At 64.1% G+C, this 15,053-nt stretch carries 17 protein-coding genes; all 17 read right to left on the bottom strand.

The features are described 5' to 3' along the window. Positions 1-520: 520 nt before the first annotated feature. Positions 521-1,969 (bottom strand): DHA2 family efflux MFS transporter permease subunit, encoded by a 1,449-nt coding sequence (locus AC3WJU_RS11855; protein WP_306964413.1) that lies wholly within the window; start codon positions 1,967-1,969, stop codon positions 521-523. A gap of 138 nt (positions 1,970-2,107) precedes the next feature. After that, positions 2,108-3,010 (bottom strand): pantoate--beta-alanine ligase, encoded by a 903-nt coding sequence (panC, locus tag AC3WJU_RS11850; protein ID WP_492259911.1) that lies wholly within the window; start codon positions 3,008-3,010, stop codon positions 2,108-2,110. A 2-nt stretch (positions 3,011-3,012) separates the two neighbouring features. Next, complete coding sequence (locus AC3WJU_RS11845) at positions 3,013-3,963, bottom strand: Rossmann-like and DUF2520 domain-containing protein (RefSeq protein ID WP_441432788.1); 951 nt, start codon at positions 3,961-3,963, stop codon at positions 3,013-3,015. Further along, positions 3,956-5,449 (bottom strand): PH domain-containing protein, encoded by a 1,494-nt coding sequence (locus tag AC3WJU_RS11840; RefSeq protein ID WP_492259910.1) that lies wholly within the window; start codon positions 5,447-5,449, stop codon positions 3,956-3,958. Before AC3WJU_RS11840 ends, AC3WJU_RS11845 begins: the two co-directional genes overlap by 8 nt. Next, positions 5,446-5,958: a PH domain-containing protein gene (locus AC3WJU_RS11835; protein WP_059388930.1), complete on the bottom strand. Its 513-nt coding sequence runs from the start codon at positions 5,956-5,958 to the stop codon at positions 5,446-5,448. Before AC3WJU_RS11835 ends, AC3WJU_RS11840 begins: the two co-directional genes overlap by 4 nt. After that, positions 5,939-6,460 (bottom strand): DUF3180 domain-containing protein, encoded by a 522-nt coding sequence (locus AC3WJU_RS11830; RefSeq protein ID WP_059388929.1) that lies wholly within the window; start codon positions 6,458-6,460, stop codon positions 5,939-5,941. The genes AC3WJU_RS11835 and AC3WJU_RS11830 overlap by 20 nt, the downstream gene beginning before the upstream one ends. A gap of 3 nt (positions 6,461-6,463) precedes the next feature. After that, the gene (folK, locus tag AC3WJU_RS11825) at positions 6,464-7,003 is read right to left on the bottom strand and encodes a 2-amino-4-hydroxy-6-hydroxymethyldihydropteridine diphosphokinase (protein ID WP_284990225.1); all 540 of its coding nucleotides are present in this window, start codon (positions 7,001-7,003) and stop codon (positions 6,464-6,466) included. Next, on the bottom strand, positions 7,000-7,359 hold the full coding sequence (folB, locus tag AC3WJU_RS11820) for a dihydroneopterin aldolase (protein ID WP_059388928.1): 360 nt from the start codon (positions 7,357-7,359) through the stop codon (positions 7,000-7,002). The genes folK and folB overlap by 4 nt, the downstream gene beginning before the upstream one ends. A 29-nt stretch (positions 7,360-7,388) precedes the next feature. After that, on the bottom strand, positions 7,389-8,294 hold the full coding sequence (gene folP, locus AC3WJU_RS11815) for a dihydropteroate synthase (RefSeq protein WP_284990224.1): 906 nt from the start codon (positions 8,292-8,294) through the stop codon (positions 7,389-7,391). An 8-nt stretch (positions 8,295-8,302) separates the two neighbouring features. Then, a complete protein-coding gene (folE, locus tag AC3WJU_RS11810) occupies positions 8,303-8,971 on the bottom strand; it encodes a GTP cyclohydrolase I FolE (protein WP_284990223.1) in 669 nt (222 codons plus the stop codon). A gap of 10 nt (positions 8,972-8,981) precedes the next feature. Beyond that, positions 8,982-11,051: an ATP-dependent zinc metalloprotease FtsH gene (gene ftsH, locus AC3WJU_RS11805; RefSeq protein WP_284990222.1), complete on the bottom strand. Its 2,070-nt coding sequence runs from the start codon at positions 11,049-11,051 to the stop codon at positions 8,982-8,984. A gap of 238 nt (positions 11,052-11,289) precedes the next feature. Next, positions 11,290-11,820 carry a hypothetical protein gene (locus AC3WJU_RS11800; RefSeq protein ID WP_492259909.1) on the bottom strand — a complete coding sequence of 177 codons (531 nt, stop codon included), beginning with the start codon at positions 11,818-11,820 and terminating at the stop codon, positions 11,290-11,292. Then, a complete protein-coding gene (locus tag AC3WJU_RS11795) occupies positions 11,820-12,521 on the bottom strand; it encodes a hypothetical protein (RefSeq protein WP_284990220.1) in 702 nt (233 codons plus the stop codon). Before AC3WJU_RS11795 ends, AC3WJU_RS11800 begins: the two co-directional genes overlap by 1 nt. Continuing rightward, positions 12,518-13,087: a signal peptidase I gene (locus AC3WJU_RS11790; RefSeq protein WP_059388927.1), complete on the bottom strand. Its 570-nt coding sequence runs from the start codon at positions 13,085-13,087 to the stop codon at positions 12,518-12,520. Before AC3WJU_RS11790 ends, AC3WJU_RS11795 begins: the two co-directional genes overlap by 4 nt. Further along, positions 13,084-13,659 carry a SipW-dependent-type signal peptide-containing protein gene (locus tag AC3WJU_RS11785; protein WP_172465591.1) on the bottom strand — a complete coding sequence of 192 codons (576 nt, stop codon included), beginning with the start codon at positions 13,657-13,659 and terminating at the stop codon, positions 13,084-13,086. Before AC3WJU_RS11785 ends, AC3WJU_RS11790 begins: the two co-directional genes overlap by 4 nt. 66 nt (positions 13,660-13,725) lie before the next feature. Further along, the gene (locus tag AC3WJU_RS11780; protein WP_059388925.1) at positions 13,726-14,310 is read right to left on the bottom strand and encodes a SipW-dependent-type signal peptide-containing protein; all 585 of its coding nucleotides are present in this window, start codon (positions 14,308-14,310) and stop codon (positions 13,726-13,728) included. Between the two features lie 187 nt (positions 14,311-14,497). Next, positions 14,498-15,049, bottom strand: a complete 552-nt coding sequence (gene hpt, locus AC3WJU_RS11775) for a hypoxanthine phosphoribosyltransferase (RefSeq protein ID WP_059388924.1) — start codon at positions 15,047-15,049, stop codon at positions 14,498-14,500. Positions 15,050-15,053 lie beyond the last annotated feature (4 nt).

Below are 15,053 nucleotides of genomic sequence, written 5' to 3'. Positions count from 1 at the left end.
CAAAATCAACCAATTCATAAAAACAAATCGGTATCAACAAACTTGGCACACTATTGAGTTCTCAAACAACAGACACACCCGGCACCACCCACACCCACCAAAGGGCCCAGACTCGCTCCGGAGCAACTTTCCAAACTTACCAGACACGCCCTCTCCGCACAACTCCCGAATCCGGGAACCGCGTCGGACAAAACACCATCCGTGACACCCGGGAACCACACCGGAACGCAAGAAAGCGAACCAAGAATTTGGTTTCCATTTGAAAGGGGGTCGGTCGCAATTTTTCCGCATCAGCGGCGGCGACTCGATCTACTTTACACACCCCAAAGACCCCACGCAAATCACCCCCACAGCACCATCCTGCGCTTCAAAACCCGCTACAACACGGCAATTCCGCGCCCGGTGCCACCTGAGTGAAAGCCTTTAGGGCCGCCAGCCAAAAACATGCCGTGCGTCACAAACAAGCGGCGCGGTGCCGCCACCCAGCCGTGCAGCCACCCAGCCGCGCCGCCACCGAGAGTCAGTGCCCGGCTGCGCCCGCGGTCTTTCGCATCATGGTGGACAGCACTACGGCAACCACCGCAATCAAAGTGGCCGTCAGGAATGCGGCCTGCATCCCGGCAACAAAGCCGGACGCAGCCGAGACCACCGCGAAGATCGAAACCAGGAGCGCAGTCCCCGCGGCACCCGCCACCTGCTGCAGTGTGCTCATGATGGCCGAGCCGTGCGAATAGAGGTGCGGCGGAAGCGGGTTGAGGCCAGTGGTGAACGCCGGCGTGAACAGCAAAGCCAAACCCAGGCTAAGCACTGCGTAAAGGACCACGACCCACCACAGAGGGCTGCTCGCGTTGAGCATTGAGAACTGCCACAGCGTGAGCACCAGCAGGATGGAACCCGTGACAGTCAGTGGAAGCGGGCCTATCCTGTCGAACAACCTGCCGACCACCGGACCGAGCAGGCCCATCGCCAAGCCGCCCGGAAGGAGCGCAAGGCCGGTCTCCATTGGCTGCAGGTGGAGAACGTTTTGCAGGTAGAGCGGTAGCAGGATCACTCCGCCGAACAGGGCCATCATGGCAACCACCATGAGCAGGACCGAGACCGTGAACATGCGGAAGTTGAATGCCCTGAGGTCCAGCAGGGGCGCGTCGGACTTCTGCAATTTGAGCTGGCGGAAGACGAACGCCACCATGCACAGGACTCCGATCACGAGTGCAGCGATCGGAACGGCGGTTGCTCCGGAGTGGCCGCCGATCTGGCTCAGTCCATAGACCAGCCCACCGAAGGCAGGAACGGTCAGGACTACCGAGACGAAGTCCAACCTGACGTTGCCGCGTTCACCGACGTTGGTCAGGAACTTGGCGCCAATGCCCATCGCCAACAAGGCCACCGGCAGTACGAAGACGAACATGAATCGCCACGAGAAGTGGTCGAGGATGATCCCGGAAACCGTGGGACCCAAGGCCGGCGCAACCGAGATGGCAATGGTCACGTTGCCCATCACGGCACCCCGGCGGGACAGAGGCACCAAGGTCAAGATGGTCGTCATCAGCAGCGGCAGCATAATTGCCGTGCCGCCCGCTTGGACGATGCGCGCCAACAAGAGCACTCCAAAACCCGGGGCCAGTGCCGCGAGCAGGGTACCGCCGCTGAACAGTCCGATGGCCAGGAGGAACGCAGCTCGAGTGGTGAGCCTCTGGAGGATGAAGCCGGTGGTGGGGATGACCACGGCCATGGTCAGCATGAATCCAGTGGAGAGCCACTGGACAGTAGGCGCGTCGACATTGAGGTCCGTCATGAGCCGCTGCAAGGCGACGTTCATGATGGTCTCGTTGAGGATCACTACGAAGGTGGCCACAAGGAGCGTGACGATGACGGTGACAGACTCGCGCGACATCCTGTCGCTGGCTTGCTGTGTCCCTGTTTCCGGCATGGGGTTGCCGTGCGCGTCGGATGTGACGTCGGTAGACATGAGGATCCCTCAGCTTTGGGTGCGATGGTTTCCGGCGCTCGTCACCGGTGAAGATTGCAACAGTCTAAGCCTCAACGGCATTCCCGTCAGCAGCTTAATCCAAACGTTTGCGTACTGGCATCCGGAAGTTAAGAGACTTCAGGAACCCAGCGGCAGGTTGTCGATCAACCGCACGGGCCCGACCTTCGCCGCAATGATCGCAAGCCCTTCGCCCCGGAAGGGAGTTTCCTTGCAGTTTTCGGCGAGCGGTTCCAGCGTGCGGGGATCGACGACGTCGAAATAGTCCAGCTTCACGAGGGGCTGCGATTCAACGAGCGCGACGGCGGAGTCCAGCTCGAGCGGCTCGTTCGCCAGGGCACGGGACTCGAGCAGGCGGAGGGCGCGGGACAGCACCAAGGCCGCTTCACGCTCTTGTTCGGAAAGGAAACGATTCCTGCTGGAAAGGGCCAGCCCGTCCGCGTTGCGCACAGTAGGTACGGCCACGATGTCCACCGGAAAGCTGAGATCTGCCACCATCCGCTTCACGAGCGCCAACTGCTGGGCATCTTTCTGGCCGAAGTACGCGCGGTACGCGGCAGCACCGCCGTCGTCGGCTGGACCGCCCGGCAGTCCGTAGTGCAACAGTTTGGCGACCACCGTTAGGGCGCCGTCGAAGTGGCCGGGGCGCGAGGCGCCCTCCCATTTCTCGCCCAGCGGTCCCGAAGTCACCCGGACCAGCGGCTCCCCACCGGGGTAAACCTCTTCTACGGAAGGGGCGAAGACGAGATCCACGCCCTCGGCGTCAAGGAGAGCCATGTCGGCATCAAGCGTGCGCGGGTAGCGTTCGAGGTCCGCGGCCTCGCCGAATTGCAGAGGGTTCACGAAGATGGAGGCCACCACTACGTCGTTCTGTTCGACGGCGGTGCGGGCCAGAGCCGCGTGACCCGTGTGCAGCGCTCCCATCGTCGGGACGAGGCCCTGCGAGCTCCCGCGCTTTTCCGCGAGCAACCGCGCGCTTTCTGCCCGCAATTCCGCTGCAGTGGTCACAAGTTTGATGGCCATTCTCAGTTTCCTTCCTGCGTCCCGGCAGCGTCGTTGCCTGGACGGTCTTCACCGTTGTCCGGCGTACCCGAGGCGTCCAAGGCGTTGTTGATGTCGCCAAGCTGGCCCTCTTTGAGCAGTCCGCGATTGACAGCCCGGCGGGCCGTGGCGCGGGCCATGGCCCGGTAGGCGACGAGGACATCGCCGCCGGCACCGCCGTCGTACTCCTTGAGGGCCTCCGCATGGGCGGCGACGGTTCCCACATCCCCGCGGGCCACGGGCCCGGTCAGTGCAGATTCGCCTGAGGCCAGGGCGTTCTCCAAGGTGGCGCGGAGCAAGGGGCCGAGCATGCGTTCCGGCGCGTCGACGCCGATATCCCGGAGCAATTGGGAGGACTGGGCCACAAGGGTGACCATATGGTTCGAGCTGTGCGCGAGGGCCGCGTGGTAAAGCGTGCGATCGGCCTCGGCAATGGCCACCGGTTCAGCGCCCATCTCCACCACGAGGGCTTGGGCGATGGGCAGCATCGCGGCGTCGGCAGTGACCCCGAACGTGCAGTCCATGAGCCGGGTGAGGTCCAGGCTCATGCCCGTGAACGTCATGGCCGGGTGGAGGGCGAGCGGAATGGCGCCTGCGGCGCGGACCGGTTTCAGTATTCCGACGCCGAAGCGGCCGGACGTGTGCGCCACGAGCTGTCCTGGCTGCCATGCGCCGAGCTTGGCCAGTCCTGACACGAGTTCGCCGAGCGCATCGTCCGGAACGGCAAGGAGCACCAACTCGGACCGCTCCACGATCTCCTGGATTTCGAGGATCGGGACCCCCGGCAGCAGCGACTCCGCCCGCTCCCGGCTCGCCTCCGACACTGCGGAAACCCCGACGACGGCGTGCTCGGCCCCGCGCAGGGCCGCACCCAGTACGGCACCCACCTTGCCGGCGCCAATGATTCCTACGCCGAGTCGTCCTGGCCTAGCCATGGTCGGGTTCCTCCTGGGTTGATGCACGCCGCATGGCAGGCGTGGCGGGCGGGGCCGGCATGGCGGCGGACGGAAGTTGCGCCAACCATTGCTCGGAACTTTGCAGTTTGCGGGCTTTGCGGGCCCGGGCCGCCTGCTGGTCGAACAAGCCGACTGCTTCCTCGGTGGCTGCCTGGATGAGCCGGGGCGCCACCGGTCCCGGAGTCGTATGCAACACGAGGTCGGCGACGCCGAAGAGCCGGGCCAACGGACCTTGGTGGAGGGCGATCGACTGCGTTCGTTGATGCGGGACCATCACCAACTTCCGCCACAAGCGGCCGGAGCGCAGCAGCAGTGCCGTGTCCGTTGAAAGGAAGCCGTTGCGTCGCCAGCCCAACGGGGAAAGAATCCAGGCACGCTTGGGGGTAGTGACAAAGCCGGCGCCTGAATCCAGTCCGGTCAACCCGGCGGTGAACACCCGTTCAGGATCGGCGGTACCAGGATCGGGCAGGACGAGCGAGAGCATCATCATCACTTCAGGCTTCCGGCCGACCGGAAGCAACAGGGTCCGGTGCTCGCCTTCGCTGCGGTGGTGTTCACCGTAGCCGGCAACGTTCACGTGGATCCTGTACCAGCCGAGAATCCGCCACAGCGGCGGCTGCGTGACCTTGAGGGCCTGGATGCGGCCGGGAGGCACGGTTTGGGCCCGGGTGTCCAGGAGCCCGTAGCGCAGGCGGATGCCGTCCGGGGAAACTGCCGCCGTAAAGTTGTAGCCCGTGTTGAACGATCGCCAGTAGGCGGTTCCCAAGCCGAGGATTGCCGGAATCAAGTAGAGGATGAAGGCCCGGGACTCGGTCAGCACTGACACCAACACGGACGCGATGGCGCTGAGCACAATGAAGAGGCTCTGCTCGCTCAGGATGAGCGAACCGACAAGCCGTCCAGGCGGCACGTAGAGCACCACCTGCTCGGGGGCCTCGGGCACGTCGACCGTTTCGCTCCCGTCAGCAATGCCGGCGGCCCGGCCCAGGATCGTGGCACGGAACTGTTTGGCCTGGGCGAGCCTGAGGTAAGAGAGCCGCACGGCCGAATGGCCGGCGTCGGCCACCTCGAACTTCAGCTCCGCGAGCCCGAAAATACGGGCAAGCAGGGGCTGCACGATGTCGATGGCCTGGACCCGGTCAAGCCGCGCCTGGCGCTGCTGCTTGAACAGGAAGCCGGTGTTGACCCTTACGTAGCCTTCGGCAAGCTGGTACCTGGTGAAGTACCAGCTGAGGACGAAAGAACCCAAAGCAAGTAACAGCACGACGCCGCCCCCGGCCAGGAGCCAGAGCGTCCGTTCGTTGAAGTTGTCGCCTATGGTCCCGCGGCCTTGGAGGGCCCGTTCGAAGGTATCGCGGCCGAAGAAATAGACGATCGCCGCCAGTGCCACCCATCCCCGCACGAAGGGCGACGCCGGGTGGACGCGGTGCCAGTCGCCGTCGACGACGGTGTGTTCCTGGGTCACAGCCCGGCCAGCCTCGCTTCGCCGCGGGCCGAAAGCTGCTCGCGCAGCCGTGCGCCTTCAGCGGCGGGAAGTCCGGGAAGGTGGGCGTTGGTTCCGGCTGAAGCGGTGTGGAGTTTGAGGGTGCACAGCCCAAGGACCCGCTCGACAGGTCCAACCGCAACGTCGACGTATTGCATCCGGCCGTAGGGAACCACCATGGTCCGCTGGAAGAAGATGCCGCGGCGGATCAGCAGGTCGTCGTCACGTTCCGCATAGCCGATGGCCCTCACTTGCCTCGGAATCAACACAAGCCGCCACAGGCCAACCAGCAGAAAGGCCGCGGGAACGGCGACGGCGAGCCACAGCGGTGGCCACTTCCACCATCCCAGTTCCACGAAAAGCAAGGGCAAGCTGAACAGGCCGATCGTGATCACGTTGCCAATGGCCCACTCGACAATCCGCACGGTCACGTATTTCCGCGAAACGCGCAGCCACTGGAGGCCAGGAGGATCAATCGCCGCGGTATGCATATTCGCCTTCGCCCTTGGCCTCGCCACGACGTGGATCCCTGACGCCGGGGCCGCCTTCCAGGTCTTCCGGAGGGATTCGGCAGAACCGCTCCACCACGAGGCCCACGATGGCCATGATGAGCCCGCCGCCGCCCATGATGAGCGCGAGCCACAAGATGCCTTGGTCGCTCCGGAAGCTCCAGAGCCGGAGTTGCTCAATCACGATTCCCACATGCCAGCCCAGCAGCACCGCGCCGGCATAGGCGCAGGCCTGGGCCAGGATCAGGGTTCGCGCCGCCAAGATGGGGTTGAGCATGGTCTTTTTCTTGCCGTTGCGCCACCGCAGGACGCGGATGCCCATGATCAAGGTCAGCACGGCGATGAAGCCCATGGTTATCAACGCGGAAGGAGGAAGAACCGGCGTCGCCATGCTGTAGCGCGTAGTGAGCACGGTGGTCAGCCAGCCGATGGCGGCAAGAACGACGGCGATGATCGCCAACAAGAGCGGTCGCATGGCCTTCATGGACTATTCCACCGCTCCCGCGGCAGCGACGCTGCCGGATCCATCGAAACCGTCGAAAGGCCGAAGCCCGGGAAAGTCCTCGGCTTTGGCGGCCAGCTCGGCGACGCTCTCACCGTTGAGCCGCGCAGCAGGGTCCAGGAGGGCCCACGGATAGAGCACGAAGGCCCGCTCCGCAGCCCGCGGATGCGGCAGGGTCAGTGTTTCGTCGTCGCTTCTGAACTCGCCATAGACGATGATGTCCACGTCCAATGTGCGGGGGCCCCAGCGGACCTCGCGGACCCGGTGGTGCATTTGTTCGACGTCGTGGCAGTGTTGCAACAGTTCCAGCGGCGTAAGCGTGGTCTCAATGGCGATCACCATGTTGAGGAAATCCGGTTGCCCCACAGGCCCGCCCACGGCTTTCGTCTGTACCACCGGGGAGACTCCGAGCAGGCGGATTTCCGGGCGGTCAACGAGGTCGGCGACCGCGGTGGAGAGGGTGTCGTTCCGCTCACCCAGGTTGCTGCCCAAGGCCAGGATGGCTTTCGTGAAACGGGAGGTCATGCACGCTCCCTGTGGACACTGACGGTGACGTCACCGAAGGGTACCTCGATGGGGGCCTTGGGTTTGTGGACCGTGACATCGACGGCGGCAACGTTGAAGCCAGCCAGGATCCCCTCGGCGATCCGTACGGCGAGGGCCTCGATCAGGTTGAGGGGTTCGCCCGTAATGAGGGATGTGATGTACTCGGCCACTTCGCCGTAGTGCGCCGTGAACTGCAGGTCATCGGTTTCCGCTGCCTTGCTGAAATCGGTGTACAGCACCGCGTCGACGACGAACGGCTGTCCGTCCCGGCGCTCGAAGTCGAAGACGCCGTGATGCCCGACGGCGGTCACGCCGGTCAGTGTGATCCTGTCCAAACCGGTTCCTCCCCCTTTGTCCACGAAGCTTAGTGTCTGATGCGTGCGGCAACCTTGACGGCGTCAAGGCTGGGGCCGACGTCGTGGACGCGCACGGCCCAGGCGCCGTTCGCGGCACTGATAGCCGTGATGGCAGCGGTTGCATGATCGCGCTCCTCCGGTGCCGCCGCCTTGCCGGCCACCGTCAGGAGCGTCCCGAGGAAACGCTTGCGGGAAGCTCCAATCAGGACCTTGTGGCCAAGTTCATCCAGCTTGCCGATGTACTTGAGGAGTTGCCAGTTCTGGTCCTCGTCCTTGGAGAAGCCCAGGCCTGGATCCACAATGATTTGCTCCGGTGTGACGCCTGCCGCGTAGAGCTTGTCGCGGACGCCCTTGAGCTCTTCGATGACTTCCTCAACCACATTGCCGTAGTCGGCAAGGCTGTTCATGGTCTCGGCGTCGCCCCGGCGATGGGTCAGGACATAGGGCACTTTGGTGCGTGCAACGAGTTCGGCCATCTCAGGTTCGAGGCTCAGCCCTGAGACATCGTTGATGATCGCGGCTCCTGCCTCCACGGCCGCGGCGGCCGTCGACGCATGCGTCGTGTCGATGCTGACGAGCGCTCCCGCCTTCACGAGTGCCTGAATCACCGGCAAGACCCGGCGCTGTTCTTCTTCCGGGGAGACGGGCTCTGCGCCCGGGCGGGTCGATTCGCCGCCGACGTCGATGATGTCCGCTCCCGCGTACAACATGCGCAATGCGTGGGCGATGGCGGTGTCCGCCGTCGGGTGCTTTCCGCCGTCGCTGAATGAATCCGGCGTGACGTTCAGAATTCCCATGACGAGCGTGCGGTCGGCCGGCAGGTCCGCGAAGCGGGCAGCTGGCCGGGGTTTGCGGAGAATGGGCAGGGGGCTGGTAGCCGGGCCCGTTCCTGGTGCTGCTGCGAGGGAATCCATGGTCTTTGTTACCTTCCGAGTATGAGGCTCATGGCTTCGGCGCGGGTGGCCGGGTCATGAAGTTGCCCGCGCACTGCGCTGGTGACGGTCTTGGCGCCGGGCTTGCGGATGCCACGCATGGACATGCACATGTGTTCGCATTCGACGACGACGATCGCGCCCCTGGGCTTGAGGTGGGTCACGAGCGCTTCGACGATCTGGGTGGTCAGGCGTTCCTGCACTTGGGGGCGGCGGGCATAAATGTCGACGAGGCGGGCCAGCTTGCTCAGCCCCGTCACTTTGCCGTCGTGGGAAGGGATGTATCCAACGTGCGCGACGCCGTGGAACGGCACCAAATGGTGCTCGCACGTGGAATAGAACGGGATGTCCTTGACCAGCACGAGTTCCTCATGGTCGAGGTCGAACGTGGTGGACAGGACATGTTCGGGATCCTGGTGCAGGCCCGCGAACACCTCGGCGTAAGCCTTGGCTACGCGCTTCGGCGTATCCACCAGTCCGCCACGGTCCGGGTCCTCGCCCACCGCAATGAGGATCTCGCGGACGGCCGCCTCGATGCGGGGGCGGTCGACCTTATATGAGTGGTGGCCGTGGCCGTGGCCACCTGATTTTCCCCCGGAGGCGTCGCCAAAGTCGTCACTGGCGGCACCGCTGAAGTCGTCGTCGTCGATGTGAGTCACAGCAGAAAGCTTAGCCTTGATGCGAAACGTCGGTGCCCGCGTCAGGTCCTTGACCAGTGAATGACTCCTGGCTGCCGACTCCCTGCGGGTGCGGGGGCTGGGCGTCCAAAGGCTCTTCGAGACGAGCTGCCTTGGCTTGTTCCTGGGCTTCGCGCTCGGCCTTCTCCGCACGGGATTCCACCGGAGGGATGGTCTGGACCGGACGGGACTCCTTGGAGAGCCATACCTCGCGGAAATCACGCTTGCGGATGTCGCGGAAGATGTGGGCGATCTCGGCCTGGTTCAGCGTTTCGCGCTCAAGCAGCTCAAGGGCCAACTGGTCCAGGACGTCGCGGTTCTCGGTCAGGATGGCATAGGCCTCGTCGTGGGCCTGATCGATCAGGCGGCGCACTTCCTCGTCAACGATGTACGCCACCGAGTCCGAGTAGTTGCGTTCCTGTGCCATGTCCCGGCCGAGGAACGGCTCGCCGCCGCCGGCGCCAAGCTTCACGGCGCCGATGCGCTCGCTCATGCCGAACTGGGTGACCATCTTGCGCGCAGTTCCAGTGGCCTTTTCGATATCGTTCGAGGCGCCCGTGGAGGGGTCGTGGAAGACGATTTCCTCTGCAACGCGGCCACCCATGGCATAGGCCATCTGGTCGAGGAGTTCGTTGCGCGTGATCGAATATTTGTCGTCCTCGGGAACGACCATCGTGTAGCCGAGTGCGCGGCCTCGGGGCAGGATGGTGATCTTCGTGACAGGGGCTGAATTGCGCAATGCCGCTGCCACCAGGGCGTGGCCGCCCTCGTGGTAGGCGGTGATCTTCCGCTCCATTTCCTTCATGACGCGGCTGCGCTTCTGCGGGCCGGCCATGACGCGGTCGATTGCCTCGTCCAGGGCGCGGTCGTCAATCAGGTTGGCATTGGACCTGGCCGTCAGGAGTGCGGCCTCGTTGAGCACGTTGGCAAGGTCGGCACCCGTGTAGCCCGGGGTCTTCTTCGCGACGCCTTTGAGGTCGACGCCGTGGGCCATCGGCTTGCCCTTGGCGTGGACATTCAGGATCTGTTCACGACCAATCAGGTCCGGTGCCTCAACAGTGATCTGGCGATCGAAGCGGCCCGGACGGAGCAGGGCAGGGTCCAGGACGTCCGGACGGTTGGTTGCCGCGATCAGGATGACGTTGGTCTTGACGTCGAAGCCGTCCATTTCGACGAGGAGCTGGTTAAGGGTCTGCTCGCGCTCGTCGTTGCCGCCGCCGATGCCGGCGCCACGGTGACGTCCGACGGCGTCGATCTCGTCAACGAAAATGATGGCGGGCGCATTGGACTTGGCTTGCTCGAAAAGGTCGCGGACGCGCGAAGCACCGACGCCTACGAACATTTCGACGAAGTCCGAGCCCGAGATGGAGAAGAACGGGACGCCGGCCTCGCCTGCGACGGCGCGGGCCAGGAGGGTCTTGCCGGTGCCCGGAGGGCCGTACAACAGCACGCCCTTGGGGATCTTCGCGCCGACGGCCTGGAACTTCGCCGGTTCTGCGAGGAATTCCTTGATCTCCTGGAGCTCTTCGACGGCTTCGTCCGCACCGGCAACGTCAGAGAAGGTAACCTGCGGCATGTCCTTGTTGACCAGCTTGGCCTTCGACTTTCCGAACTGCATCACCTTGGAACCGCCGCCTTGCATGCGGGAGAGCAGGAACCAGAAAAGCACACCCAGCAGGAGGACGGGGATGAGCAGGGAGAACAGCCCGGAGAACCAGTTGTTCTCGACGGGCTGGTCCGTGAAGCCCCCGGATGGCTGGGCGTTGGTGACGGCCTTGACGACATCCCCGGCTCGCGCGGTGACGTAGAAGAACTGGACGTTCTTGCCTTTGTCCTGGCCATCGATGACGAGGTTGTCTTTCAGCGTCAGGTCAACGCGGTTCTCGGCATCGTAGATTTTGGCCTGGTCCACCTTGCCGCTCTGCGAGAGGATCGCGAGGCCCTTGTCGGTGTCGATACGGGTGGATCCGCCGGGGGCAAGGGTTGCAAATGCCACCAGGAGCAAGCCGACTACGACAACAATCCAGATGCCCGGGCCCTTGAAGAAACTCTTAGCTTTCATCTGTTCGGGGGCTCCGCCCCGTCCCTCCTGGTAGTGCTGCACGGCGCAGCTTCTGCGCGCGTGTGGTGCTGCGTCAGTTTCTAGCTTTACACCGTTCGGAGTGATTCACGCACAGTGAGAGGCAAAAGTTCCCTCTAGGCGTACATGAACACGGAATTCCGGAAGTTCCCGGGGGAAATCCACCGTTCTTTCAGGATCCCCGCGCAGCGGGTCGAACGCAATCGTCGAACGGTTGCAACTACTGCACGGTACAGGCCGGGTTGGCGCCCGCCAGTCCCATGGATGCGTTTGCCGTGGCCAAGGAGGAGACCCACCCCGAGCCGTCCTTCGTCTGCAGATAGACACCGTAGGAGCCCCCCAGCAAACCGCCGAGCACGCCCGACTTGAATTGCGTCGTGTACACGCCTCCGACAGGGCCCGTCGTGGAGAGGTTGGTTCCCAGCACCACGCCTGTCAGATTCGGGAGAAGTCCCCCGTTGGCTACGTAGTAGTTCACGTTGGCGGGCGCCGCATACGCGGTTCCCGCCGGGAATCGCCAGTTGACGGTGATCACGGGGCTGGTCCCGGCGACCCCGGGGCTGAGCGTACACGGGCCGATCATGACCGGCGGGGGAATCGTGAGCGCGTTCAATGTACCGGAGCCAACTTCGGAGGCGGACCAGCTCGCGTCCGTGGTCCCCGTTCCGCCCGGGACCACAAACAGTGCGGCCGCGACCCCGGCCACCGTGAGCAGCGATCGCAGGCGATGCGACTTCGAAGGTGTTGCCATCAGTCCCCACCCGGATCACGGGCGGGCGCGATTCCGTCGGCAGCCGCACGGGCGCCGGCGAGCTTGGACGCGAGAGCCCCGGCCAGGACAGTCCCAAGGCCCAGAAGGGCAAAGATGCCCAGGCGGAAGCCGGTATCCGCGAGAGCGGTGCCGGGAAAGTCGTGCGGCCCGGCTGGCTCGCCGGCGGCGTCCACCCTGGCCGTAATTCTGGTTGAAAGCCCTTGCACGCTGTTACCCGCCGACGGCGAAAGCGTCACCTCAAGCAGCAGTTCGACGCCGGCCGGAATTCCGCCGTCGGGATTTGCAAGACTGGTCGCACCACCCAAGGAGGAAAGCGTCGTTGTCGGGATGACGGTGTTTTCACCGGACCGGCAGACCTCCGCCGCCCAGGCGGTGGTGCAGCTGCGGACACCTACCGTGACGACTCGTGCCGACTCATCCGATGCGGCAAGCTCCATAAGTGGGCCGTCCGCAAGCAGCCGCATCCTCAAATCGTGCAGGGTCACGGCCCTGGCAGTCACCCCGATACTCCATCGGCTGGTAGATCCGGGCGCAAGGACGGCCGGCGGATTGCTCCCCCCGTGTGTCAGGATCAGGTCCGGCCCGTCTGTCGCCGCCGACGCCGGAGCGGAGCAGAGCAGACCCAGCGATACCAAGGCGACCGTCGCCGCGTAACGCCTGAGGCTCCCGTGTCCGATCATCGCCTCGCCTTGATTCGGGCCCGCGGGGCCCTCTCGGGGCGGGGCCACAGCGCCCAGGTCACCAACGCGGACACGGCAACCGTAGTGCCGCCAAGCACCCAGGGGCTCGATGCTCCCGCAACAACGTAGGCAATACCCGGCACCGAATAGAGCACCGTGCGGACTTTGGAGACGGTGTACGGTGCGGGATCCTCCACGGGATTGGCGTCGCCTTTGAGCGTGAGGACGGCCGTGGCGCCGTCGACCATCCGGGAGGATGTGACCCGGTGGGTGACGGGCAATTGTCCCGGCCGGTCCACGGTGACAACGTCGCCTGTCCGCACTTCCGACGCCGGGACCTCGCGGACTATGGCCAAGGATCCAGCAGGGATCCCGGGAGACATCGAGCCGGTCTTGAACATGATGAGCGTGATGTGGAAAAAGACGGCGGCCAACGTCAGGAGGATGCAGATGGCGCCGCCGATCGCCGCGAGGTTAAGCAACGTCTCGCGCACGACGTCGGCGAGGCGCCTGCGGTTGTCGGCCGTCCGTCGTCGGGACCCCACCGGCTCAAGCACCGTCCTCATGAGTCGGACGTTCCCTTGATTTCCCAGGTTGCCGTCACGCTGGCCCCCTGCAGGGAGTTGTCCGCGGAGGCAAGCATCGTGACCTCGAAGCACATCTGGGTGGGGCTCAGCGAGTTCGCAGCCACCGCTGTGGCGGCACCGGCCGTGGTGAGTGGCACCGTCGACGCCGAGGTCCCGACAAGGTAGCTCGCCCCGGCCGTGAACTGGCTCGAGTCGCACGATCCGGACGAGTACCTGACCACGCGATAGGCCAGGGCAGCGGCCAGGGCGGCGTTGTTGTTGCTGGCTCCTTGGAGCGTCAAGGTTCCGGAAAGCGACCCCGCAGTAGTCCGGATCCAGATGGGAGCGTAGTTGACGGTGCTTGGTGACATTCCTGCAGCACTGAATGCCATGGTGGCAGCGGATCCCGACGTGGGATGTGCCAGCCATGCACCTCCTGAGTTGACGGAGGATTCGATCTGGAACGAGCTGGCGGTGAATGTTCCTGCCGCGAACTCGGAATCGTTCCAGGCAGCGAGGGTCAGCGTGCATCCGGCACCGAGGACAAGGCCCCCGGCCAAGATGGCGCGCACACGGAGGAAGCGCTGGCGGCCCCGCTCAGGCCGACGAGTCGCCCTGCGTCCGGTCATCGCGGCTGGTCAGGAGGTGGATGCCGCAGCGAACTGCCACGTGGCCGTGCCGTTTTGCCCTTGGACCAAGCCGGCGGCCGCAGTCACTTTGAAGCAGAGGAAGACCGCGTCACCGGGATCGCTCGCGGGGCTGCCGGGGCTGAGGGTGAACGTGACTCCGCTCAGCGCTCCATTGAGAGCGGTACCCGCCTGCACCAATTCGGTTCCCGTGGTGCTGCTGGAGCATCCGAAGGACGTGGGCTGGACAAGTTCATAACTCAGGTTCGCGACCGACCCGGTGGCGGTGGCTGTATTCACCGTGACAGTGGAGCCTGTAGTGGTGTTGGCCGCCAGCCGCACCGCGAAGGGCGCGTAGACTGTGTCCCCCGGTGCCAGATTGGTCGGGTTGAGGGTGAATGGCAGGGTGGCGCCAGGGGAGGCAGCGTGGTCCGTGTACGACGCGCCGTCTGTGCTTCCTTGAAGATTGAAAGTGCCCGCCGTGAATGTTCCGGTGGCGAACTCGGAATCGTTCCACGCGGCCAACACAACCGCCGCGCCGACCCCCAGGACCAATCCGCCGGCCAAAAGCGCCCGCATCTTTCCGCGCTTTGACATTGAAACTGAACTCGTACTCAAAATGCCCCCCACAGGTCAAGTCAAACGACTAATGAGCTGAACGCTAACACGCAAATCCCCCATTATCGGCAGCCCTCTCCTAATGAGTTAAAAAGAGAAGTCGGCCTCCCAATGGGACGGCCGACTTCTCTCGCTTTCATTTGCGTCTAGGACGCGAAATGAAAGGCTATTCGTAAACGTGCGGGGCGAGGGTTCCCACAAAGTCCAGGTTGCGGTATTTCTCGGCGTAATCGAGACCGTATCCGACGACGAATTCGTTGGGAATGTCATAGCCGACGTACTTGACGTCGATCTCGACCTTGGCGGCCGTGGGCTTGCGGAAAGCGGTGCAGATTTCCACCGAGGCGGTGCCTCGCGATTCGAGGTTGGTCTTGAGCCAGGAGAGGGTCAGGCCGGAATCGATAATGTCTTCGACAATCAGGACATCCTTGCCCATGAGGTCGGTATCAAGGTCCTTGAGGATGCGCACGACGCCGGACGACTGGGTACCGGAGCCGTACGAGGACACCGCCATCCAGTCCATGCTGACGTGGCTGTGCAGCGCACGCGCGAGGTCAGCCATGACCATGACGGCACCCTTGAGCACGCCGACGATCAGCAGCTCGCGGCCCTCGTAGTCCTTGTCAATCTGTGCAGCAAGTTCGGCGATCCGTTGCTGGATCTGCTCCTTGGTGTAGAGAACGTGTTTGAGGTCTGCCTGGACGTCGTTTGAATCCACCAAT

The organism is Arthrobacter sp. FW306-1B-F12A, assembly GCF_058781865.1.
This window is presented reverse-complemented; position numbering and strand designations above follow the sequence as displayed.